This window comes from Salmonella sp. NW177 (genome assembly GCF_051811585.1).
Taxonomy (GTDB): domain Bacteria; phylum Pseudomonadota; class Gammaproteobacteria; order Enterobacterales; family Enterobacteriaceae; genus Salmonella; species Salmonella enterica.
In genome coordinates this window covers 157135-177150 of record NZ_JAMMZV010000001.1, presented here as the reverse complement: position 1 = coordinate 177150, position 20016 = coordinate 157135, and the positions used below count along the sequence as shown (strand labels likewise).

The following is a 20016-nucleotide window of genomic DNA, read 5'->3' as shown; positions in this document are numbered from 1 at the left end:
TAAGTAAATAACATTCAATTCTTTTACAGCAAGCATCGTTTTTTAATATTAGCAAGCGTTGTATTTACAAGATCCTGAGCTCTATTTAATAAATTAGCTTCTGCATAGCAGCGTAACTCAGGCGCATTACCAGAAGCGCGCAAATGCACAATACATCCATCACGTAAGGTAATTCGCATACCATCTGTCATATCTGTAGAAATTGCACCTTCATTCTCCAAGCCAATATAGCTTAAGAGGTTGCTCAGATTTTCTCTGCCCATACTAATTAAGGATTGACTTTTATCAGTCGTAATCCCCTGTAATCTGTCAGAATGGGTGTAACGAGTTGGGAGTTCATTGACTAAAGCGCTAATGCTGGTATTCCTACTTTTGTAAAGCAGCATTATTGCTGGTAATACAGCATCACGAGTTGGTAAGGCATGAAGATTCTGCTCGTTAATACAGATGTCGCTTCCTAATAAAAAGCCGCCATTGGCTTCAAAACCGGCAATACGACTATAACTCCGCGATAGTTCATTAAAAGCTTCGATAACATAAGGCGAACCTATTTTCGTAAGCTTAACATGTTTAAAAAAGCAGCCAGAAGAGATTATGCTATTACAACTAACAGGAATAGCGACGGCTTCTGCATCCAATGCAAGTGAACATAATAGACCTAGTATATCGCCTCTTAGCCACTCACCGGCCTCATCAGCAATAAGAGGGCGATCGCCATCTCCATCTGTTGAGAATATGGCATCTAAATCGAACTCTTTAGCCCATGAGCGAGCTTTTTCCCGATCCTCTTTGCTTACAGCCTCTGTATCTATAGGTACAAAATTATCGCTTCTACCCAAGCTAACGACTTCAGCCCCCAATGCAATAAATAAAGGCTTATAAAGATCACGCCCAGCGCTTGAATGTTCGTAAATACCAATACGCTTATTTTTCAGGAATGGAGTAGAAAATAAAGATGTATAACGAGATATATAATTAGCAGCAGCCATTTCTGAAACTATGAGTTCTTTAAGCTCTAAATGGCTACACGTATCTTCAACACTAAGGATCGCAGCCTCATCATGTTTCGTGATTTCACCATCAGGACGATAAAACTTGAGGCCGTTCCGCTCGAATGGAATATGACTTCCCGTAACCATTATCGCAGGCATATTGTCAGACATAGACTGAAAGGCCAAAGCTGGGGTTGGTACCACTCCATAAAAAATACAGTTAACGCCTTTATCCGCCAATGCAGCAGCACACGCCTGAGCCATCCCATAACTACTTGGACGATTATCTATTGCCAATGCTACGGTATCAAAGGAAAAATGTTCCTGCATAACGGCAATAAATGAAACCGTAAAAGCAGCACATACCTGAGGTGTAAAATCTTTTACAAGACCGCGAGCCCCACTCGTTCCAAACACAATACCTGATGAATGAATAACATCACGGCTATTATTAACTACGTTCATTAGTCCACTCCTTCGAAAATCCAGAACGTTGTTCTAAACGAATAATATCATCCTCACCAAGATAGGTACCTGATTGAATCTCAATTAACTTCAGGGGGATCATTCCGGGATTTTCCAGCGCGTGAATAGTATCCGGAGGAATAAATGTTGATTCATTTTCAGAAACCATATAAATCTGCTCTCCCTTTGTAACACGAGCAGTCCCGGATAATACTATCCAATGCTCAGCCCGGTGGTGATGCATCTGCGCCACAAATTTCTCACCCGGCTTAACAGTGATACATCTAACGAGGTAATTTTTTCCGCTATCAATCACATTATATTTTCCCCAAGGGCGGAAAACTTCTTGATGTTGTTTATATTCGTTCCTATCATTTCGTTTTAAATAATCAACAATTTTTTTAACATCTTGTACTGTATCTTTATTAGCCACCAGTAAAGCGTCTGTTGTTTGAACAATGACAAGATTGTTTACGCCAATCGCACTTATAAACATATCTTCGGAATAAATGTAATTATCATTGCAAGCATGTGCGAAGATATCTCCTTTTAAAACATTTCTCTGATGATCTTTATTCGATATATCCCAAAGTGAGGACCAGGAGCCCACATCCGACCAGCCAGCGCTCATTGGTATCACCGCGGCATGCTGTGTGTGCTCCATAACTGCATAATCGATAGAATCACTCGGGCATGACATAAACTCTTCTTTATCAATACGAATAAAATCAAGATCGGGATTTATATGTCCTACCGCCTTTTCACAAGCTTTGTAAATTTCAGGTGATAAGTACTTCAATTCGTTTAAATAAGAGCTTGCACGAAATAAAAACATACCGCTATTCCAGTAATATTTCCCTGATTTGAAATAGTCACCGGCGGTATCGATATCCGGTTTCTCCACAAATTCAGCCACTGCATAAGCGTCATTTCCTATCAACTCACCACGACGAATATATCCATAACCCGTTTCAGCATGCGTTGGAACAATACCAAAAGTTACAAGCTTACCATTTGCGGCGTATTCTTCAGCATGTCTGACAGCTTTCGTAAAAGCTATTTCATCCTGGATCACATGATCTGCAGCAAGAACCAACAAAAGAGGATCAGCATTATCAGCATTCTGGAGCGCACAAAACGCGGCAAGAGCGATCGCTGGTGCAGTATTACGGCCTACTGGTTCGAGAATAATATTATTTGCTAACTTGTCAATTTCACGGAGTTGTTCAGCGACTAAGAAACGGTGTCTGTCATTGCAAATGACAACGGGTTCTTCTGTAGAAAGTGAAGCTAATCGCTTTATAGTATTTTGCAGCATTGATAGTTTACCTTCAACGCTTAGAAACTGCTTCGGATGATATTCGCGTGAAAGCGGCCATAAACGGCTACCTGTGCCGCCAGCCATAATTACGGGAAGAAAAGACATTTATTTTATCTCTTTTGACGAAGAATATTGGATATTATTCCAATAACTCTTGTACATGCTAAAATAGCGACATGTAGGCAACGGTAAAGATTGCCAATGCTTGCCTAATTTGTAACCCAGAAATTTAGCAAAGGTTGTTAATAAAGCTCTTGGAATCCAGAACGGTGCATTTTTAAGCAGGAATTGAATCTCTGATTTTACGAAGCGGAAACCCTCACCACCGGCTCCGCCAAAGTCGCGCTGAATCCAAGGGTTACAGGCATGAAATACCCCTGTATCAAAATACCGTTGGAACTCTTGTTTTGGCGTATAATTATGCGAATGCCTTACGCTGGCTTCTGCGCAATAAGCAATTTTATACCCCGCCTGGATCATTCTCGCAGCCATAAACATATCTTCAGCGAGGATAGTATGTTCAGGAAACCCCCCAAGTGCTTCAAAAACAGACCGCCGATAAGCTGCAAAAGAATTTGACATAAACACGGTTTTAATGCCGAGGTTTTTTATATCATTTTTACTTTTAATTAGAGTTTCAGTACCATAATTAAAATTTCTTGCGTGTATAGCAAGAGGATTAGCATCATGATGAGGAAGCTGTCTGCCACATACTGCAGCGACATTTTTGTCATTAAATAATGATAATATTTCTTCCAGGGCATTTTTGTTTTCAAATATAGCATCCTGGGTTAAAAAAACAACAAAATCACTTTCTTCGGCAGAAGCTAATGCTTTATTTCTCGTCCCTCCGTGATTAAATTCACTTGGTGATATAACTATAATATTGTTGGTATAAGTGCTTGCAATATTTCTAGTGTCATCTGTCGATGATGAATCAATGATTATCAATTGTGATGGCTGATTAGTTTGTTTTTGAAAAGCGTGAAACCACTCATTCCATCTAGCAGTACCAGCATTATATGTAGGAACAATTAAAGTAAAGGAGGGCATTTTTTAGTCCAAAAGCTCAAGTATTTTTTTACCAAATTGTGTTTTATTAACAATGTGAAGCTTTTTATGGCTTTCAATACCTTCAGCCCCAACCTCAGTAGCAACAACCGTTGCACCCGCCTCAAGCATCTGTAACACCTTTATTTTTACTCCAGCTCCATATAGTAAAGGTGCAACACTTAAATCGGCCTTTTGAAAAGCCAAGGTAGGATCTGATACAGCACCAGCGACATGTACGTTAGATATACACTTGCCGATCAACTTCAGTAAAGGTCTGGGAGCCAAGCCTAAAATCCAAAGATGGATATGTGGATTTTGTTTTCTTATTTTAAGAAAAACAAAAAATATAAACCATATTATAGACCAGTGGTTTTCCGCACGCTTCATGTAACCAAAAAAAATTAAATTTTTTCTATCCTTAAATTTATCTACAACCTCTTCAATCGGAATACAATTTAATACCTCACCAACTTTTTGTACTCCAAGATCAGCAACCTCTATAACTCCCTTATAATTCATTTGCTCAAGTAACAATTTATCTTTATGAGACATTGCCACAATTTTTTTCAACTTACAGAATAAGTTTGCCTCAACTTTTGCAATCTCTTTATTGATAGGTTTCTTTGTAAGAGAACGACTTGTGCGCTGTGATACAACATCATGGGCAAAATAATGAATATTTGGATGTAAAATATGTTTTACCACTCCTAAAACTGATGGAAAATCAAGCCATACTAAGTCGTAATTCGTGTGAGAGATCTTATTATTTATCCGTTTAATTAAGCTTTTATTTACTCTAGTAAAAAACCATGGCGCAATAAAAGATTTATATTTAGCATTGAAAAGTATTCCTTTAAGATAATCTTTCTTACTAACGTTGATTACTTCATAAGAATGGCATAGTGCTTTAATTTCGGGATTTTCATATTGTGTTGCAGGAGATATAACAATAACATCGACTTGACTGCCATTATTTACATGTTTTTTTAAATTATCACCACAAATGGCCTCACCAGCACCGATCGAACCTCTCGCCCCAGGATGAAAGGCACTAATAAAAAGAACTTTATGCATTTTTAATTCAACCATTATTTTTAAGTGGGAGTAACTTATAGATGAAATAAAAAATCATCATAAATATGAACAAAAGAGAAATATATTTAACACCATAGGTAAGGTCTTTTCTCATTGCAACAAATATGAGGGAAATAATTGGAAAATGATAAATTATGAGCCTGCTTTTCTTGGCTACACGATAAAATACTATTAGCATTACACCCAAGATTAAACCATGCAGGAATACTCCGACATAACCAAGTGAATGAAAAGCCTCTGTGAATATAAACTGCCCACCTTTATCCTCATAAAAACGCATCTCATTATTCTCGAACAAAGATTGTTTATCTAAACCAAAAATGCCATATATAAAAGCAGGGATAATAAATAATATGGGAGAAAATAAATCTAATACTCCCCCATAAGGTAAATTATTATATAAATGCGTTCTCACTTCATTAGCCAAAGTCGCTAAAGAAAAATGTGTTTCATACATCACGGCAAAAGGTATAGCTGTAAAAACACTTCCACCTGAAGTTGAAGTGCTTTCACGCAAATATAAACCTAATCCAGCAATGAAAAACATTATTATACAAATAATGCTTACTTTGATAATACGTTTAAAATTAATTTTATAATTTAGCATATAGAATGACACGAAACATAATATTAGCAAAATTAAATTTTCTCTTCGTCCCTGAATAAATATAGAAACAAGTATTAATAGCGATACTGCTATGACAACTTTATTAGTTATTGATATTTCTTTAAAGTTGACACGAATGCTAGTTAATAGTGCATAGTTAGCAAGCAATCCCGATGAAGATATGAGAATATCTCTGGTTTGATTTTCTGCACTACCTTCATAGATTGCTATATAAGGCGTATGTAGAAATGCTATGTAACCACCATATGCAGCGACGCCTAAGGCGAAAATTAGAAACGCTGAAATAATAAAGCATACTGAACAAAAATTTATAAAACACGGATTATTAAAATCTTTTATTCCTACTAACTTGATTTTAGAAAATGCAAAATAGCCGAGAAAAACTCCCACTACCCCCGTGGATACGACCATGATTACATCGCCCACTGTATCAGTATATGCAAGGGCCCCTAGTGGTGATAATTGAGGAAATTGAAGATAAAGAATTCCACATATTATATATATCCCAATAGCAATAAACCAAGCTAAAAATACCATAACACATCTCATATTATTAAGCGATAAGGAATAAGATAATACTTTATTACATATATTTATCTTGTTTAGATTTATACCTTATTTTCAATAGCCAAATAGTCGCTTTTGCGTACACCACTACGCTTAATATATATCGGTTTCATTATCAAACTATCAAGGCAACGATCTTTTTCTCCAATTTTAGAGAATCAATTTTCCCTATACTTTTTTTTAAACATAACAAACATGAATTTCCGAACGTTGCTATCAAAGACGCTGTATATCATTATCAATAACAATAAAGGAGTAATGCTACTCATACACACTTGTATAAAGAAATCTAGCCATTCATTGCTGACTATAACTTTTGCCCTTGTAATAAAGAAGATGGAAAGCAAGAATATGCTTATAAAGAACCATGATCTTATAAGCTCATGAATAATAAATGCATTATCCGATTTAAGGGCATTTTTGTATAAAAATACTGGTTTCAAGATCATGACAACGATGATATTACTAACGATAGTTCCAATAACTATCCCATTTAAACCTAAATAATGTACTAAAACTAATGAAACGATAATATTAATTATGGCTTCCAGTAGAGGTAATTCAACATCTGACATATAACCAAGGCCTACTTTTGCAACATCAAAAGAGATCCTTGCAATCAATACGAAGCAATTAACAGAAAGTAACAAAACTAATTGTTGGCTAAGTACAATTTCTTTTCCCATCCATAAGGATACAAATGTACTTGAAGATATATAAAACATGTACGCGCAAAAAATACCTAGCATAAAAAAAAGTGAATTATAAAGTGATATAATCCTGATAACTTTTTCCTTACTATCAGAATATAGTTTTGCTCCTATATAAGCACCCAGTGGGGAAGCTATTGCTGATATCAGAAAAGCCAATGCTTGAATTAACATCATATAGGAAGAAAAAGATGTGATAACCGTTATACCTAGAAAGACAGATATAATTAAATAATCTGTATTAAATACTACAACACCGGCAATTTTATGTACAAACGTATATTTTATCTCTCTTTTTATTTTAGATTTTACACTTATTATATTTTCTTTATTGATAGTATCAGTAATATCCAACTTCACTAATTGCGGATATTTTTTTAATGTTAGTTTGTTAAAAAGAATAAGTTGTATTACATTAGAAAGTAATTCAATAGCGCACACAATCCAAAAGGAGACGCCGCAAATCATTAGAAATATTTGCAATATATACGCTAAACTTCTAGTTAACCCAGTAATTAATTTAACCAAATAGACATTCTGGTCTGCTGTTAAAATGACAGATTGAGCAGAGTATAAATATGATAATGATGTACTTATAACAAATACCCCCCATGTTATATATAGATTTTCAGGGGATATACTTGCATTTACTATAGAATTTAATAACAAAAAGAAAAGTAGTCCAATAACTAATATGCCCAATGCTATAAAATGGTATATTTTCTTTATTATAAAATATAATTGTCTTAACTCACTATTTTCTTTTCTATGCAGTGGTTTAAATAGGATATATGTTAAGGCTGTACTTATACCTAGCTCAGCAAGATTTAATACTCCCATCAACTGTACTACTAATAAATAATACCCGGTTAAATCAGCACCATATACTTTAACAAAATAACTTCTTAAAAAAAAGTTTGTTATTAATATAAGAACTGAAGTAAACAATCCTATCTGAGACCCAAGAGCAACTTTATTTCTAAACATATTAGGATAAAACTCGAATCATCTGTATTTTGTTAGCTAAAAAGGAATGTTGAATGATAGTTTCTAATATCATATTTTTATTTTCTTGAACTGACTTTACTTATTCCAAGTAAATATCTGTCTGATATTTTTGAAATCTATCTAATTTGGTTATTTTGTCTAAAAAACCCATATTCACACATCGTTCATACAACAGATGAATAGACTAAGCTCTTTAAAATATCTCTATAACTCTCTAAATTTTAATTACAATGCAATAAATAGGATTAGAAAATTTTAATAACACCTATAAAACGCTTATAGGTGTTGAACAATATCTATTCAATTATAAATAATGGCAATTGTGTTACTTTACTAAACCTTTATGAATCTTATCTTTTAATGAAAGAATTGGACTATCTATTCCCCATGTAATATTAATATCAGGATCATTCCAAATAATACCTCTTTCATGTTCGCCAGAGTAATAGTTTGATGTCTTATAAACAAATTCAGCTTCTTCACTTAATACTAAGAACCCATGAGCAAAACCTTCAGGTATCCACAACTGCCTTTTGTTTTCAGAAGAAATATTGACACCAACCCATTTACCAAACGTTTCGGAATCTTTGCGAATATCTACAGCAACATCAAAAACTTCTCCTGCTATACAGCGTACAAGCTTCCCTTGAGCATAAGGTTCAACTTGATAATGTAAACCACGTAACACACCTTTAGTTGATTTTGAATGATTATCCTGAACAAATTCAATCTTTCGACCAACCGCTTCCTCAAATACTTTCTGATTAAAACTTTCCATAAAGAACCCACGTTCATCACTAAACACTTTAGGTTCAAAAATTAATACACCAGGAATTTCTGTTTTAATAACGTTCATTTTATTAATAACCTTTAATCATGTTCAGGAGATACTGTCCATAAGCATTCTTCGACAACGGTTTAGCCAGATTTTTAATCTGCTCTGCATCAATAAACCCTTTTCGATAAGCGATCTCTTCCGGGCAGGACACTTTTAGTCCCTGGCGTTCTTCGATGGTTGCAATAAAATTACTGGCCTCTATCAAACTCTGATGCGTCCCTGTATCCAGCCAGGCATAACCGCGCCCCATCATAGCGACAGATAATCTTCCTTGATCCATATAGATACGGTTAATATCCGTGATTTCTAACTCACCGCGAGCGGAAGGCTTAAGATTTTTCGCCATCTCCACCACGCTATTATCATAAAAATACAGCCCCGTTACCGCGTAATTACTCTTCGGTTGTAACGGTTTTTCCTCCAGACTAACGGCTGTGCCACTTTGGTCAAACTCAACCACACCGTAGCGCTCCGGATCGTTTACATGATAAGCAAAGACGGTAGCACCACTTTCTTTATTAACGGCAGCTTCCATTAACTTTGGTAAATCATGACCATAGAAGATATTGTCACCCAGTACTAATGCACAATCATCATGACCAATGAACTCTTCACCAATAATAAACGCCTGTGCTAAGCCATCCGGGCTTGGCTGTACTTTATATTGAAGATTCAGCCCCCACTGGCTGCCGTCTCCCAGCAGTTGTTGAAAACGCGGCGTGTCCTGTGGCGTACTGATGATCAGGATATCCCGAATGCCTGCCAGCATAAGCGTGGAAAGGGGATAGTAAATCATCGGTTTATCATAAATTGGTAGCAATTGCTTACTTACCGCCATGGTCACCGGATAAAGACGGGTGCCGGAGCCCCCCGCTAAAATAATGCCCTTACGCGTTTTCATTTCCATTTCTCATTCATAGAAAATGCCCTGATGGGCATTTAAATTTATCAGATGGTTGTCGTCGTAAACATTTCAGTCAGCATGCGCTTAACTCCTAATTCCCATTGCGGCAGAATAAGGTCAAAATTACGCTGAAACTTTTCAGTATTGAGACGCGAATTTCCAGGTCTGCTCGCCGGCGTCGGGTAGGCGCTGGTCGGCACAGCATTAAGCTCAGTCAGCGCAAGCGTTATCCCTGCTTTGCGCGCCTCGTCAAAGACTAAGGCCGCGTAGTCATGCCAGGTTGTGGTTCCCCCGGCAACCAGATGGTAAAGACCTGCGACTTCTGGTTTCTTTAACGCCACACGGATCGCATGAGCCGTGCAGTCAGCCAGTAATTCTGCACCGGTTGGCGCACCGTACTGATCGTTGATGACTGAAAGTGTCTGACGCTCTTTCGCCAGACGAAGCATTGTCTTTGCGAAATTATTGCCCTTACCTGCATAAACCCAACTGGTGCGGAAGATAAGATGCTTAGGGCAGTTATCCTGCAGGGCCTTTTCTCCCGCCAGTTTGGTCTTGCCATAGACATTCAGCGGCGACGTAGCGTCCGTTTCCTGCCATGGGATATCGCCGGTACCAGGAAATACATAATCGGTTGAATAATGCACTACCCATGCGCCAGTTTCGTTGGCTGCTTTAGCGATGGCTTCCACACTGGTGGCGTTAAGTAACTGCGCCAGTTCTGGTTCAGACTCTGCTTTATCTACTGCAGTATGGGCTGCTGCGTTAACAATCACATCGGGACGAAGCTTACGAACGGTTTCGGCAACGCCTTTCGGATTACTAAAATCACCGCAAAACTCTTTTGAATGGACATCCAGGGCAATCAGATTCCCTACCGGTGCCAGAGAACGTTGCAACTCCCAGCCTACTTGCCCTGTCTTACCAAAAAGTAAGATATTCATTACTGGCGTCCTTCATAGTTCTGTTCTATCCAACTCTGATACGCCCCACTTTTAACATTGTTTACCCATTGAGTATTTGCAAGGTACCATTCCACTGTTTTACGAATACCGCTTTCAAAGGTCTCCAGCGGTTTCCAGCCTAATTCGCGGCTAATTTTACCTGCATCAATGGCATAACGACGATCATGGCCCGGACGATCCGCGACATAAGTGATTTGTTCACGATAAGAAGTCGCTTTGGGTACAATCTCATCCAGCAGATCACAGATGGTAAATACCACATCGAGATTTTTCTTCTCATTGTGTCCACCAATGTTATAAGTCTCCCCTGCCTTGCCTTCAGTCACTACCATATGAAGCGCGCGAGCATGATCTTCTACATATAGCCAATCGCGAATCTGATCCCCTTTGCCATAAATTGGCAAAGGCTTTCCTTCCAGTGCGTTCAAAATGACCAACGGAATCAGTTTTTCAGGGAAGTGATAAGGGCCATAGTTATTAGAACAATTGGTAACGATCGTTGGTAGACCATAGGTACGCCGCCAGGCACGGACTAAATGATCGCTGGATGCTTTTGACGCAGAATAGGGGCTACTTGGCGCATATGCCGTCGTTTCAGTAAATAACGGCAGCGTAACGCTGTTTTCAACTTCATCAGGATGCGGTAAATCGCCGTAAACTTCATCAGTGGAAATATGATGAAAACGAAAATTATTTTTTTTATCTTCGCCAAGGGCAGACCAGTATTTACGCGCAACTTCAAGAAGTGCATAGGTGCCGACGATATTGGTTTCAATAAATGCTGCTGGCCCGGTAATCGAACGGTCCACATGACTTTCCGCAGCCAAATGCATCACCGCGTCCGGCTGGTACTGCTCAAAAATACGCGTTATTTCAGCGGAATCACAAATATCCGCGTGTTCAAAATTGTAGCGATTACTTTCAGAAATATCAGAAAGGGATTCAAGATTACCGGCGTAGGTTAATTTATCAATATTAACTACAGTGTCCTGTGTATTCTTAATAATATGGCGAACAACAGCTGATCCAATAAAACCTGCCCCGCCAGTAATAAGTATCTTCACTTTTCTATTCCATAAGGCGTATTTAATGTGGTATTTAATTTGCCAATAAAAATTAATTGCTCAAGTCGTTACACACGCTACCGCCCCTGGCTCATCAGCTACCAGTGCACTGCATACATATCGACTTGTTACAGACCTCGCCCATCAGGGCAAAGCTCACTAAAACTTAAACGCTAATTGTCTTATTAATTGCATCCGGAAACAAGGATTAATCTTATAAAATCAGCATTAAAATGCTCCAGATAACCCCTTGTTACTTAAGTCCTTTATACAAAACTAAAACGGCAGTCAACACTCGTTTCAGCCAACTTGCCGCTTCGAATGTTCACTGCCGTTATTATGTTTATCACCAACCATTTATCACGGTTGTTAATACTTATTCATGCAGAAGCTGCTCTATGCTCTTACGGAACTTCGCTCCTTCTTTCAGGTTGCGCAGCCCGTACTTCACAAATGCCTGCATGTAGCCCATTTTTTTACCGCAGTCATAGCTGTCACCCGTCATTAGCATCGCGTCAACCGACTGTTTTTTCGCCAGTTCAGCAATGGCATCGGTGAGCTGGATGCGGCCCCAGGCGCCCGGTTCGGTTCTTTCCAGTTCCGCCCAGATGTCGGCTGAAAGCACATAACGGCCTACCGCCATCAAATCGGAATCCAGCGTCTGCGGCTGATCCGGTTTTTCGATAAACTCCACAATCCGGCTGACTTTGCCTTCATTATCCAGAGGTTCTTTCGTCTGGATAACGGAATACTCCGATAAATCACCTTTCATGCGCTTCGCCAGCACCTGGCTGCGACCCGTTTCATTGAAACGCGCCACCATCGCCGCAAGGTTATAGCGCAGCGGATCGGCGGTAGCATCATCAATAATAATATCCGGGAGTACCACAATGAAAGGGTTATCGCCCACGACCGGACGCGCGCACAGAATAGAGTGCCCCAGCCCTAACGGCTGTGCCTGGCGAACGTTCATAATCGTCACGCCCGGTGGGCAGATAGATTGCACTTCCGCCAAAAGCTGACGCTTAACGCGCTGTTCAAGAAGTGATTCAAGTTCATAAGAGGTGTCGAAGTGGTTCTCAACGGCGTTTTTGGACGCGTGAGTCACCAGTACGATTTCTTTGATCCCTGCAGCCACAATCTCATCGACAATGTACTGAATCATTGGCTTGTCGACGATCGGTAGCATCTCTTTTGGGATTGCCTTGGTGGCAGGCAACATATGCATACCCAAACCCGCTACCGGTATAACTGCTTTCAAATTCATCATTGTTTCTTCCACCTGTAAAATGGTTGCTGAATTATAGCTCTTTAGCTTGTTTTCGCCAGCATGAATTACTCTGCTGCCAGGGATAATGATGGCACGCTCTACATTACGTCTTAGTCGGCACCATAACATTAAGTATGAACAACTTTTTCCCAGGAATTTTCGTAAAAATAACGGTACTTACCCTCCCCGCTTCGGCAGCGGAAAATTCACTGCTTCGACATTCACGGTTTGGTGATTAATCCTGTCGATATCCACGGAACTCTGCCCGTTTTCATTGATGGCATGAACATTAGCGAGGGAAAGCAGCGTGTCCTGGCGGGCCATAAATTGACCACGGACATCTTTACACAAATCGAAATGCATTTTTAACGCCGGGCCAATCGCTGAAGTTTGCATCACGTTGATATTGCGCAGAAAGAGGTGCTGCGGTTGATTATGCAGTTCCAGCGTAGCACGCGTCATCCGTACGTTGGTGATGGCGACAAAAGAGGGGGTGTTACCGGAGGAAATTTGAATGCCGCGTAATTTATAAGCAACCTGGCGATTATCCAACCGAATAGCGTTTAATTTAAAGTTTTGCGGAATTGACAGGTATTTTCCTTTAACGACGCCATAGCCGATGAGCATCCCAGCACTATTCGTCATATCAATATTATCAATGACGAAATTATCACAGCCATAAATTGCGATCGTTGCGTTATCAATACCCGCATTTTTACTGAAATCGGGCGTGATGTTTTTGGCTTTGACATTGCGAATGACGAAATGTTTGCCATTTTCTACGTGCACCAGCTGTCGGCAATCAGATCCGGTAATATTGGCCACCACAAAGTTTTTTACTGCCTGGTCTTCAGGATAACTGTTGTCATAGGTGCTACCCGCCAGCCCGATGCCGATCCCCCAGTTGATTTTGCCATTGGTACAATCAATGCGTTCGATGACATGATCGGAAATCAGGATGTCGCGGTCGTGAATCGCGACATTCCACTCAATGGCGTCCCCCTGTAAATCGCTAAAACGGCTATGCGTAATCCTCGCGCCGTCCATTTGGTTATGAAATCCCTGGCGGAGAATGGCGTAGTTGGCGTGGGTAACAGTGATGTCATCGATAATGAGATTACGCATCACCTGCGGTTCCTTACCACCGATGAAAATTTGCGCGACGGGGCCAAAGCCGCTCATCGCCACGCCTTTAATCACACAGTCCGACCCGCGAACATCCAGCGTCACATTGTGCAGACTGCCGCCCTGCTCCCCCACCACCTGACACCCGTCCTGCAAAATAAACCGTCCCCGGCCATTCCCACGCACCGCGCCCTGTACCCGCAGCGTTTTTCCCGCCGGAATCGTTATCGCCGCATTGATATTTTCACACACCCATCCTGGCGGTACGACCACGGTCTGTCCGTCGGCGAAGGCCTGTTTGAACGAGGCGATACCGTCATCCGCCGGATAATCCTTAATATCGACGGTCTCGCGAGGTTCACGCGCCTGTACCGGCAAGGCGCGCAGAAAAGGAAGAACAGCAAGCGCAGAACCTGCCGTCAGGAGGGTACGTCGGGAGAATTTAGTCGCGGGCATACCACCTCGTTTATATCGTTTGTAGCAGGCTGGCTAACTGGCGATTAATCGCCTGCTGATTAAAATCTTGCGCCACTTTTTCACGGGCGCGCGTGATCACCGACTCCAGCGTGTCGTGGTCAATCCGGCTGAACTCAGCAAGTCGGGCCGCCAGCGCCTGCGCATCGTTTTCCGGCACCAGCCAGCCGGATTTGCCGGCCTCCACCAGTTCCGGAATACCGCTATGCACGGTAGATACCACGGGAATCCCTACCGCCATCGCCTCCATCAGCGCTACCGGAATACCTTCCATATCGCCATCCGTACCGGTAATCGACGGCAGCAAAAAAACATCGGCGTCATCCAGCATCGCCTTCACTTCATGGCTCGGTTTAAACCCCGGCATCTCAATGACATCCTCTAGCTGATACTGCTCGATGAGCGTGCGCAGCCGACGTTCCCACGGGCCAATCCCCAGAATGCGGTAGCGAAACGCCACGCCCTGTGCTTTCAGTTGCCGACAGGCTTCAATCGCCACATGCAGGCCTTTTTTTTCTGTCAGGCGCGCGACGGAAATCATCTCCAGCGGCATCCCTGGCGCTTTCACCGAACGATGGGTAAAACGCGTCATGTCGACGCCCATGCGCGAAACGGCAATCTTTTCCGGCGGACAGCCCATACTTTTCAGGCGACCGGCCCACAGTTCGCTGATGGGCAGCATCAGATCGCCACGACGAAACAACTGCTGATACTCCGGCGTGTAATGACTGAGCACTTCGCGGCTGGAAATATCAATCCCGTGGAAAATAGTCGCAATTTTGCCGCGAAGCACGCCCAGTTCGCGTAGTTTGGCCGCCGTCACGCCCGCCGGGCCAAAGTGTGCGATGAACACATCCGCTCCAAAAGGCTGGCTCACCTGCGCGCAAATCGCGGAAAGGATCAAATTGCGTGATTCATCGCCATAGCGGGTAAAATTGAGCGCTTTCCAGGTCGCCGCCCGATGCAGCCCCGGCAGCGTTTTACATGCCCGGTAGCGCAGTTTCGCCAGCCGTCCCTGGGGCTCATCCTGTAACCAGCGGGTTTTCGCCGCCAGGCCATACTTCTCCCAGGCGGCGTGAGTATGTTGGGTATCGCCTTTTTGTAACGCGACAATCTCCACCTCATGGCCCATATCAATAAACGCAGTAATCTGATTCAGCACAAAGGTTTCCGATGAGAGTGGAAATTTCAGCAGAAAAAAGCTGACTTTCATTGCGCCTCCCGAATTCTGTCGAGAACAGATTTGATCATCGTGAACCCTTTCGCCCGCTCCTCGGTGACGGCGTTAGCCACTTTTGCCTTTAGCGCAGGCAATTGATTGAGCGTATCGGCCACCACGCTTTGTAATGAACCGTTCAGCAAGTGACGGATATCGATGGCCAATTCCGCCAGGCCTAGCTGCTGCATAATCCCGGCGGATTTATGTTCATAATTAATGGCGATGGCGGGTGTGCCAAAATTCATGGAGATAATGGCGGAATGCAGGCGCGTCCCGATGGTCAGTACGCAGGAGGCGAGGATCTTTCCGATTTCCACGTCATTGAGTTCGTCCATCGCGATATGGAAATGCTCTGAGTCGTTTACATACTTCGCCATCCGTAACGCAACCATCCGGTCATCGCGGTTATAGCGATCGATACTGGTGCAGGTCGACAGCGCCAGTACCTGATAACCGTCCGCAATCAGGCGATTCACGACCTGGGCAAATGCTTGCTCATAGGCCTGCTGAGTGGTGCCCAGGCGTTTATCAAACGGCTCCAGATCGCGCAACGTAATCGCGACGGTTTTGCGGCGCGCGGTGACGTCCAGCCAGTGCTGCACAGCATAACTGGCAACAAACTCGTCGTGACGGCGTTCGACTAACCAGGCGGTATCCACCCCCTGCTCCACTTTCCGGGTATCGATCTGCGCGGCGGTCATCAGATCGCGGCTGACGGTTTCACGCAGGATCAACGCACTGGTGCGTCCAAAAACATAATTGGCGAGCTGGTTAAAGTCAGGGGTCTGGAAAGGGCCGACGCTATGTCCCACCATATAAATTGGTTTGTTCGCCATAAACGCGCACAGCGGATATTCAAAGTGAGTCAAACCGTATAAGTCGACATAGTTTGAACCGCCCACCTGAATGACGGCGTCATACTGCGCAATAAATTGCGCGAATTCGGCAAATTCCGGCGCGATAGCAAAATTACGCAGCGATCCTTCCTGGGCGACTTTAGACAATAAAATTTTATGCTGAAAACGACGGCGTAATATTTTTTTCACCCGACCGTTAAGCCCTGCCGCCGCCTGCTGTTTCTGGCTTAACTGATACAGCGGGTCGGCAATAATCGGGCGCCCCTGCAACCAGGCGGAACTCACCGGGAAACGGCTCATCACATCCATCTCCGCCTCTGGCGCCTGTTGACGGATGGCATCAAGCAAACCGCGCATAATGGCGCTATCACCACGGTTGCCGCATGTGTGGTTGCCTAAAATTAATAATTTCATAAATAGCCTCTTATATCCCCGTCATCCGACACGTAATAACTTTTTCATTTTTGCACTGCCAAAAAGCTGATTTTTAATTTCCATCACCAGCGCATTGCGTGAAAAAATAATCATTAAAATAAAACTCAAAATACCGACTACAACCTGTAGTGCGAATACCCCTGACAACGGTAAATAGCCGTCGACCAGCTTTCCTGCGCCGTAGCTGGTAATAAATGTTGGCAATGAGAGATAAAACGGTAGCCACAGGCTGAGAATATACTGACGATAGCTGGAGCCGAGTACTGGCTTAATCATCACGAAATAGCTCAGAATGGTGTTGATGATTTGCACCACCAGGAACCCCAGCGTCACGCCAATCGCCCCCGCCAGATGGCCGCCAATGAGAATGGCCGGGATAAACAGAAACGTTTTAAAGACGTTGAACTTAAAGCTGATATCCACGCGCGCTTTCGCCATCAGCAGCGAACCAATCGGGTTGCCGACCGAGCGCAACAGCCCCACTACGCACAGCAATTGCAGGATCGGGATAATGCTGTTCCACTTCTCGCCAAACACTAACGGCACAAAATTGTTCGCCACTACCATCAGGCCCAACAGCGCGGGAAAATTGATAATTCCCACCACGGAAAGCAACTTATAGAAGTTGACGCGCAGCTTCTCGGTATCGTCCTGGATTTTGGCGAATGCCGGAAATAGCACGCGAGTAATGATGGGGTTAAGCTTCGCCGGCGGCACAACCGCCACGTTGTACGCGAGGTTATATCCCCCGGCGACGCTTGCGCCGAGAATTCTCGCCAGTACCAGCGTCGATAAATTCGTGTTGATGTAATTGACGATACTGTCCGCCGTCAGCCACGCGCCAAAACGCAGGTTCGTGGACACCGATGCCAGCGAAAAATGCAGCCCCGGACGGTAAATCTTGCGGCCTAAGTAACCAAACAGCAGCGTTCGCACCACGCTGTTCACCAGATAGCCGAGAATCGCGGTTAACGCCAGCGGCCAGTAATGGGCGCTAATCACCGTAAAGGTGAACCCCGCCAGTACGGAGGTCGTTTCGATCATGCCGATCTTATTGAACTCCAGCTCTTTTTGCATCAGCGCGCGGAACTGCTGCCCGTGAGGGATCACGATAAACGCCAGCGACAACGTTTTGATTAACGGCGCGAGATCCGGATTATGCAAAACATGGGCAATCGCATCGCTCAGCCAAAAGACCACCGCAAATACCACAATCCCAAGCCCAACGTTTAGCCAGTAAAGCGTGGTCAGCTCCAGATGCCCAATCGTTTTACGCTGGATAATCGAGTTCGCGATGCCAAAGTCTGAGATCGTGTCGGCCAGCGCGATAATCACCAGCGAGACGGTCAACAGGCCAAACTGGTGGTTGTCGATGATCCGCGCCAGCACCGTCATCTGAATTAACCCCAGACCGATAATCACTATCGTGGCGATAGCCGACCATTTAGCGCCGCTGATCGTTTTTTGTCGTAAACTCATTCTTTTCTCCAGAACCTGTTCACAAGGCGTCATTGGCGCAGCCAGATTGAGCACTGCCCTGGTGCAATATGGCAAGTAAAATAGCCTTGTGGGTCAGGTTCTTAATACGCCGCTTTATTAACAAACCCTTTAAAAATCGTCAGAAAAACGATTTTGATATCGAACCAAATACTCCATTCGCGGATGTATTCCAGGTCGAATTCCACGCGTTTTTCCATTTTCTCCAGCGTATCGGTCTCACCACGCCAGCCATTAATTTGCGCCCAGCCGGTGATGCCCGGCTTCATCTTGTGGCGTAGCATGTAACCTTCAATCAACTGACGATACTGTTCGTTATGCGCCACCGCGTGCGGGCGAGGACCGACGATGGACATCCCGCCGGTTAATACGTTGATAAACTGCGGCAATTCATCCAGCGAGGTACGACGCAAAAAGTTACCTACCCGGGTGACGCGCGGATCGTTTTGCGTCGCCTGGGTAACGACCTTATCGTTCTCCATCACCTTCATTGAGCGGAACTTCCAGACCTTGATCGGCTTGCCGTCCATCCCGTAGCGCGTCTGACGGAAAATCACCGGCCCGGGCGAGCTCAATTTGACCGCCAGCGCAATGCAGCACAGTACCGGTGAGATGAGCAGCAGAATCAGCGACGCCAGCACGATATCTTCTGCCCGTTTAAGCAGACGGTTAATCCCTGACAGCGGCGTGTCATACAGCGGAACGACCGGAACGCCGCTCATCTCCTCCACGCGCGAGTGGAGAATATTAAAGGTGAACACATCGGGAATAAGGATCACCGAGCAGGTGGTGTCGGCCAGCTCGCGCACCAGTTTTTTCACCATGGTGCCGTCGCTCATCGACATGGCGATATAAACATTGTGAATTCGCAAGGCTTTCGCATCGTCAATTAACTGCTCGAAGTTCCCGGCCCAATCAGCAGAGACGCCGCCCGGTTTAGGATCGTGATAGACGCCCACCACCTCAAAACCCAGCCACGGCTCATTACGGAAGCTATCCAGCAACGCCTGGCCCGCAGGCAAATCTCCGGCGACGGCGACCCGGCGAGTGTTATAACCACGATTGCGTAGCCAGCCCGCGCCGAAACGAATAAATGAACGGCATAACACTAAGCCCAGGCTGGACAGCGCATACCAGGCCAGCCAGGTGGCGAGGCGGTTGTCAAAGTCATCATTAAACGCCACCAGACCGGCGCTGAAGATCAGGCTCAGCGTCCAGTTTTGCAGTAACAGCGTTAACTCTGTCGACATTTTGACGCCGCGCCAGGAGCGATAAAAATCGGTCATCCCGCCCAGCATTTGAAAAACAACCAGCGTAATCAGCGCCACCAACAGGTGCATGTACAGGAATGGCAGTCCACTGACTTCACAGATGAACCACAGCCCGCCAAACATGATGGTGATATCTGAAAAGCGTTGCACCATAGAGATTAACGATGCATTGGTTTTGGCTCGTTCGCGCTTTTTTAGATTTGTCATCGTTGTTCCTGTGATTGGCCCCTTACCCGCAGGCGGTAAGGGGAGATCTGA

The 20016-nt window shown here is 43.7% G+C and carries 16 protein-coding genes; all 16 read right to left on the bottom strand.

Annotated elements, in window-relative coordinates:
• Positions 1–23 precede the first annotated feature (23 nt).
• The 16 genes from rfbK to wcaJ all read right to left on the bottom strand — a co-directional run bounded on the left by rfbK (position 24) and on the right by wcaJ (position 19965).
• The gene (rfbK, locus tag NA986_RS00830; protein ID WP_023216037.1) at positions 24–1457 is read right to left on the bottom strand and encodes an O-antigen biosynthesis phosphomannomutase RfbK; all 1434 of its coding nucleotides are present in this window, start codon (positions 1455–1457) and stop codon (positions 24–26) included.
• The gene (locus NA986_RS00825) at positions 1444–2883 is read right to left on the bottom strand and encodes a mannose-1-phosphate guanylyltransferase/mannose-6-phosphate isomerase (RefSeq protein WP_023216036.1); all 1440 of its coding nucleotides are present in this window, start codon (positions 2881–2883) and stop codon (positions 1444–1446) included. Before NA986_RS00825 ends, rfbK begins: the two co-directional genes overlap by 14 nt.
• Positions 2884–3831 carry a glycosyltransferase family 2 protein gene (locus NA986_RS00820; protein WP_070793944.1) on the bottom strand — a complete coding sequence of 316 codons (948 nt, stop codon included), beginning with the start codon at positions 3829–3831 and terminating at the stop codon, positions 2884–2886. It abuts the gene before it with no gap.
• A gap of 3 nt (positions 3832–3834) precedes the next feature.
• Entirely contained in the window at positions 3835–4905 is a 1071-nt protein-coding gene (locus tag NA986_RS00815; RefSeq protein WP_000549718.1) for a glycosyltransferase, read from the bottom strand.
• A 7-nt stretch (positions 4906–4912) separates the two neighbouring features.
• Positions 4913–6091 carry an O-antigen polymerase gene (locus NA986_RS00810; protein ID WP_000231471.1) on the bottom strand — a complete coding sequence of 393 codons (1179 nt, stop codon included), beginning with the start codon at positions 6089–6091 and terminating at the stop codon, positions 4913–4915.
• A gap of 188 nt (positions 6092–6279) precedes the next feature.
• Positions 6280–7818: a lipopolysaccharide biosynthesis protein gene (locus tag NA986_RS00805; protein ID WP_001649976.1), complete on the bottom strand. Its 1539-nt coding sequence runs from the start codon at positions 7816–7818 to the stop codon at positions 6280–6282.
• Positions 7819–8164: 346 nt separating this feature from the next.
• On the bottom strand, positions 8165–8695 hold the full coding sequence (gene rfbC / locus NA986_RS00800; protein WP_023215753.1) for a dTDP-4-dehydrorhamnose 3,5-epimerase: 531 nt from the start codon (positions 8693–8695) through the stop codon (positions 8165–8167).
• Positions 8696–8699: 4 nt separating this feature from the next.
• Positions 8700–9578 carry a glucose-1-phosphate thymidylyltransferase RfbA gene (rfbA, locus tag NA986_RS00795; protein WP_023215752.1) on the bottom strand — a complete coding sequence of 293 codons (879 nt, stop codon included), beginning with the start codon at positions 9576–9578 and terminating at the stop codon, positions 8700–8702.
• Between the two features lie 47 nt (positions 9579–9625).
• Positions 9626–10525: a dTDP-4-dehydrorhamnose reductase gene (rfbD, locus tag NA986_RS00790; RefSeq protein WP_001023658.1), complete on the bottom strand. Its 900-nt coding sequence runs from the start codon at positions 10523–10525 to the stop codon at positions 9626–9628.
• Complete coding sequence (rfbB, locus tag NA986_RS00785) at positions 10525–11610, bottom strand: dTDP-glucose 4,6-dehydratase (protein ID WP_000697840.1); 1086 nt, start codon at positions 11608–11610, stop codon at positions 10525–10527. The genes rfbD and rfbB overlap by 1 nt, the downstream gene beginning before the upstream one ends.
• Before the next feature lie 376 nt (positions 11611–11986).
• Positions 11987–12880, bottom strand: coding sequence for a GalU regulator GalF (galF, locus tag NA986_RS00780; RefSeq protein WP_000981469.1), 894 nt, complete (start codon positions 12878–12880; stop codon positions 11987–11989).
• 177 nt (positions 12881–13057) lie between these two features.
• Positions 13058–14461: a colanic acid biosynthesis protein WcaM gene (wcaM, locus tag NA986_RS00775; RefSeq protein WP_070793941.1), complete on the bottom strand. Its 1404-nt coding sequence runs from the start codon at positions 14459–14461 to the stop codon at positions 13058–13060.
• A gap of 10 nt (positions 14462–14471) precedes the next feature.
• The gene (wcaL, locus tag NA986_RS00770) at positions 14472–15692 is read right to left on the bottom strand and encodes a colanic acid biosynthesis glycosyltransferase WcaL (protein WP_023215899.1); all 1221 of its coding nucleotides are present in this window, start codon (positions 15690–15692) and stop codon (positions 14472–14474) included.
• Complete coding sequence (wcaK, locus tag NA986_RS00765) at positions 15689–16969, bottom strand: colanic acid biosynthesis pyruvyl transferase WcaK (protein WP_023215900.1); 1281 nt, start codon at positions 16967–16969, stop codon at positions 15689–15691. The genes wcaL and wcaK overlap by 4 nt, the downstream gene beginning before the upstream one ends.
• A gap of 21 nt (positions 16970–16990) precedes the next feature.
• Entirely contained in the window at positions 16991–18469 is a 1479-nt protein-coding gene (gene wzxC, locus NA986_RS00760) for a colanic acid undecaprenyl disphosphate flippase WzxC (RefSeq protein ID WP_070793940.1), read from the bottom strand.
• 101 nt (positions 18470–18570) lie between these two features.
• Positions 18571–19965 carry an undecaprenyl-phosphate glucose phosphotransferase gene (wcaJ, locus tag NA986_RS00755; RefSeq protein WP_023217018.1) on the bottom strand — a complete coding sequence of 465 codons (1395 nt, stop codon included), beginning with the start codon at positions 19963–19965 and terminating at the stop codon, positions 18571–18573.
• Positions 19966–20016 lie beyond the last annotated feature (51 nt).

Excerpts from the sequence above, each read along its gene's own strand:
- rfbK (WP_023216037.1), bottom strand. The coding sequence starts at position 1,457 with ATGAACGTAGTTAATAATAGCCGTGATGTTATTCATTCATCAGGTATT.
- NA986_RS00825 (WP_023216036.1), bottom strand. The coding sequence starts at position 2,883 with ATGTCTTTTCTTCCCGTAATTATGGCTGGCGGCACAGGTAGCCGTTTA.
- NA986_RS00820 (WP_070793944.1), bottom strand. The coding sequence starts at position 3,831 with ATGCCCTCCTTTACTTTAATTGTTCCTACATATAATGCTGGTACTGCT.
- NA986_RS00815 (WP_000549718.1), bottom strand. The coding sequence starts at position 4,905 with ATGCATAAAGTTCTTTTTATTAGTGCCTTTCATCCTGGGGCGAGAGGT.
- NA986_RS00810 (WP_000231471.1), bottom strand. The coding sequence starts at position 6,091 with ATGGTATTTTTAGCTTGGTTTATTGCTATTGGGATATATATAATATGT.
- NA986_RS00805 (WP_001649976.1), bottom strand. The coding sequence starts at position 7,818 with ATGTTTAGAAATAAAGTTGCTCTTGGGTCTCAGATAGGATTGTTTACT.
- rfbC (WP_023215753.1), bottom strand. The coding sequence starts at position 8,695 with ATGAACGTTATTAAAACAGAAATTCCTGGTGTATTAATTTTTGAACCT.
- rfbA (WP_023215752.1), bottom strand. The coding sequence starts at position 9,578 with ATGAAAACGCGTAAGGGCATTATTTTAGCGGGGGGCTCCGGCACCCGT.
- rfbD (WP_001023658.1), bottom strand. The coding sequence starts at position 10,525 with ATGAATATCTTACTTTTTGGTAAGACAGGGCAAGTAGGCTGGGAGTTG.
- galF (WP_000981469.1), bottom strand. The coding sequence starts at position 12,880 with ATGATGAATTTGAAAGCAGTTATACCGGTAGCGGGTTTGGGTATGCAT.
- wcaM (WP_070793941.1), bottom strand. The coding sequence starts at position 14,461 with ATGCCCGCGACTAAATTCTCCCGACGTACCCTCCTGACGGCAGGTTCT.
- wcaL (WP_023215899.1), bottom strand. The coding sequence starts at position 15,692 with ATGAAAGTCAGCTTTTTTCTGCTGAAATTTCCACTCTCATCGGAAACC.
- wcaK (WP_023215900.1), bottom strand. The coding sequence starts at position 16,969 with ATGAAATTATTAATTTTAGGCAACCACACATGCGGCAACCGTGGTGAT.
- wzxC (WP_070793940.1), bottom strand. The coding sequence starts at position 18,469 with ATGAGTTTACGACAAAAAACGATCAGCGGCGCTAAATGGTCGGCTATC.
- wcaJ (WP_023217018.1), bottom strand. The coding sequence starts at position 19,965 with ATGACAAATCTAAAAAAGCGCGAACGAGCCAAAACCAATGCATCGTTA.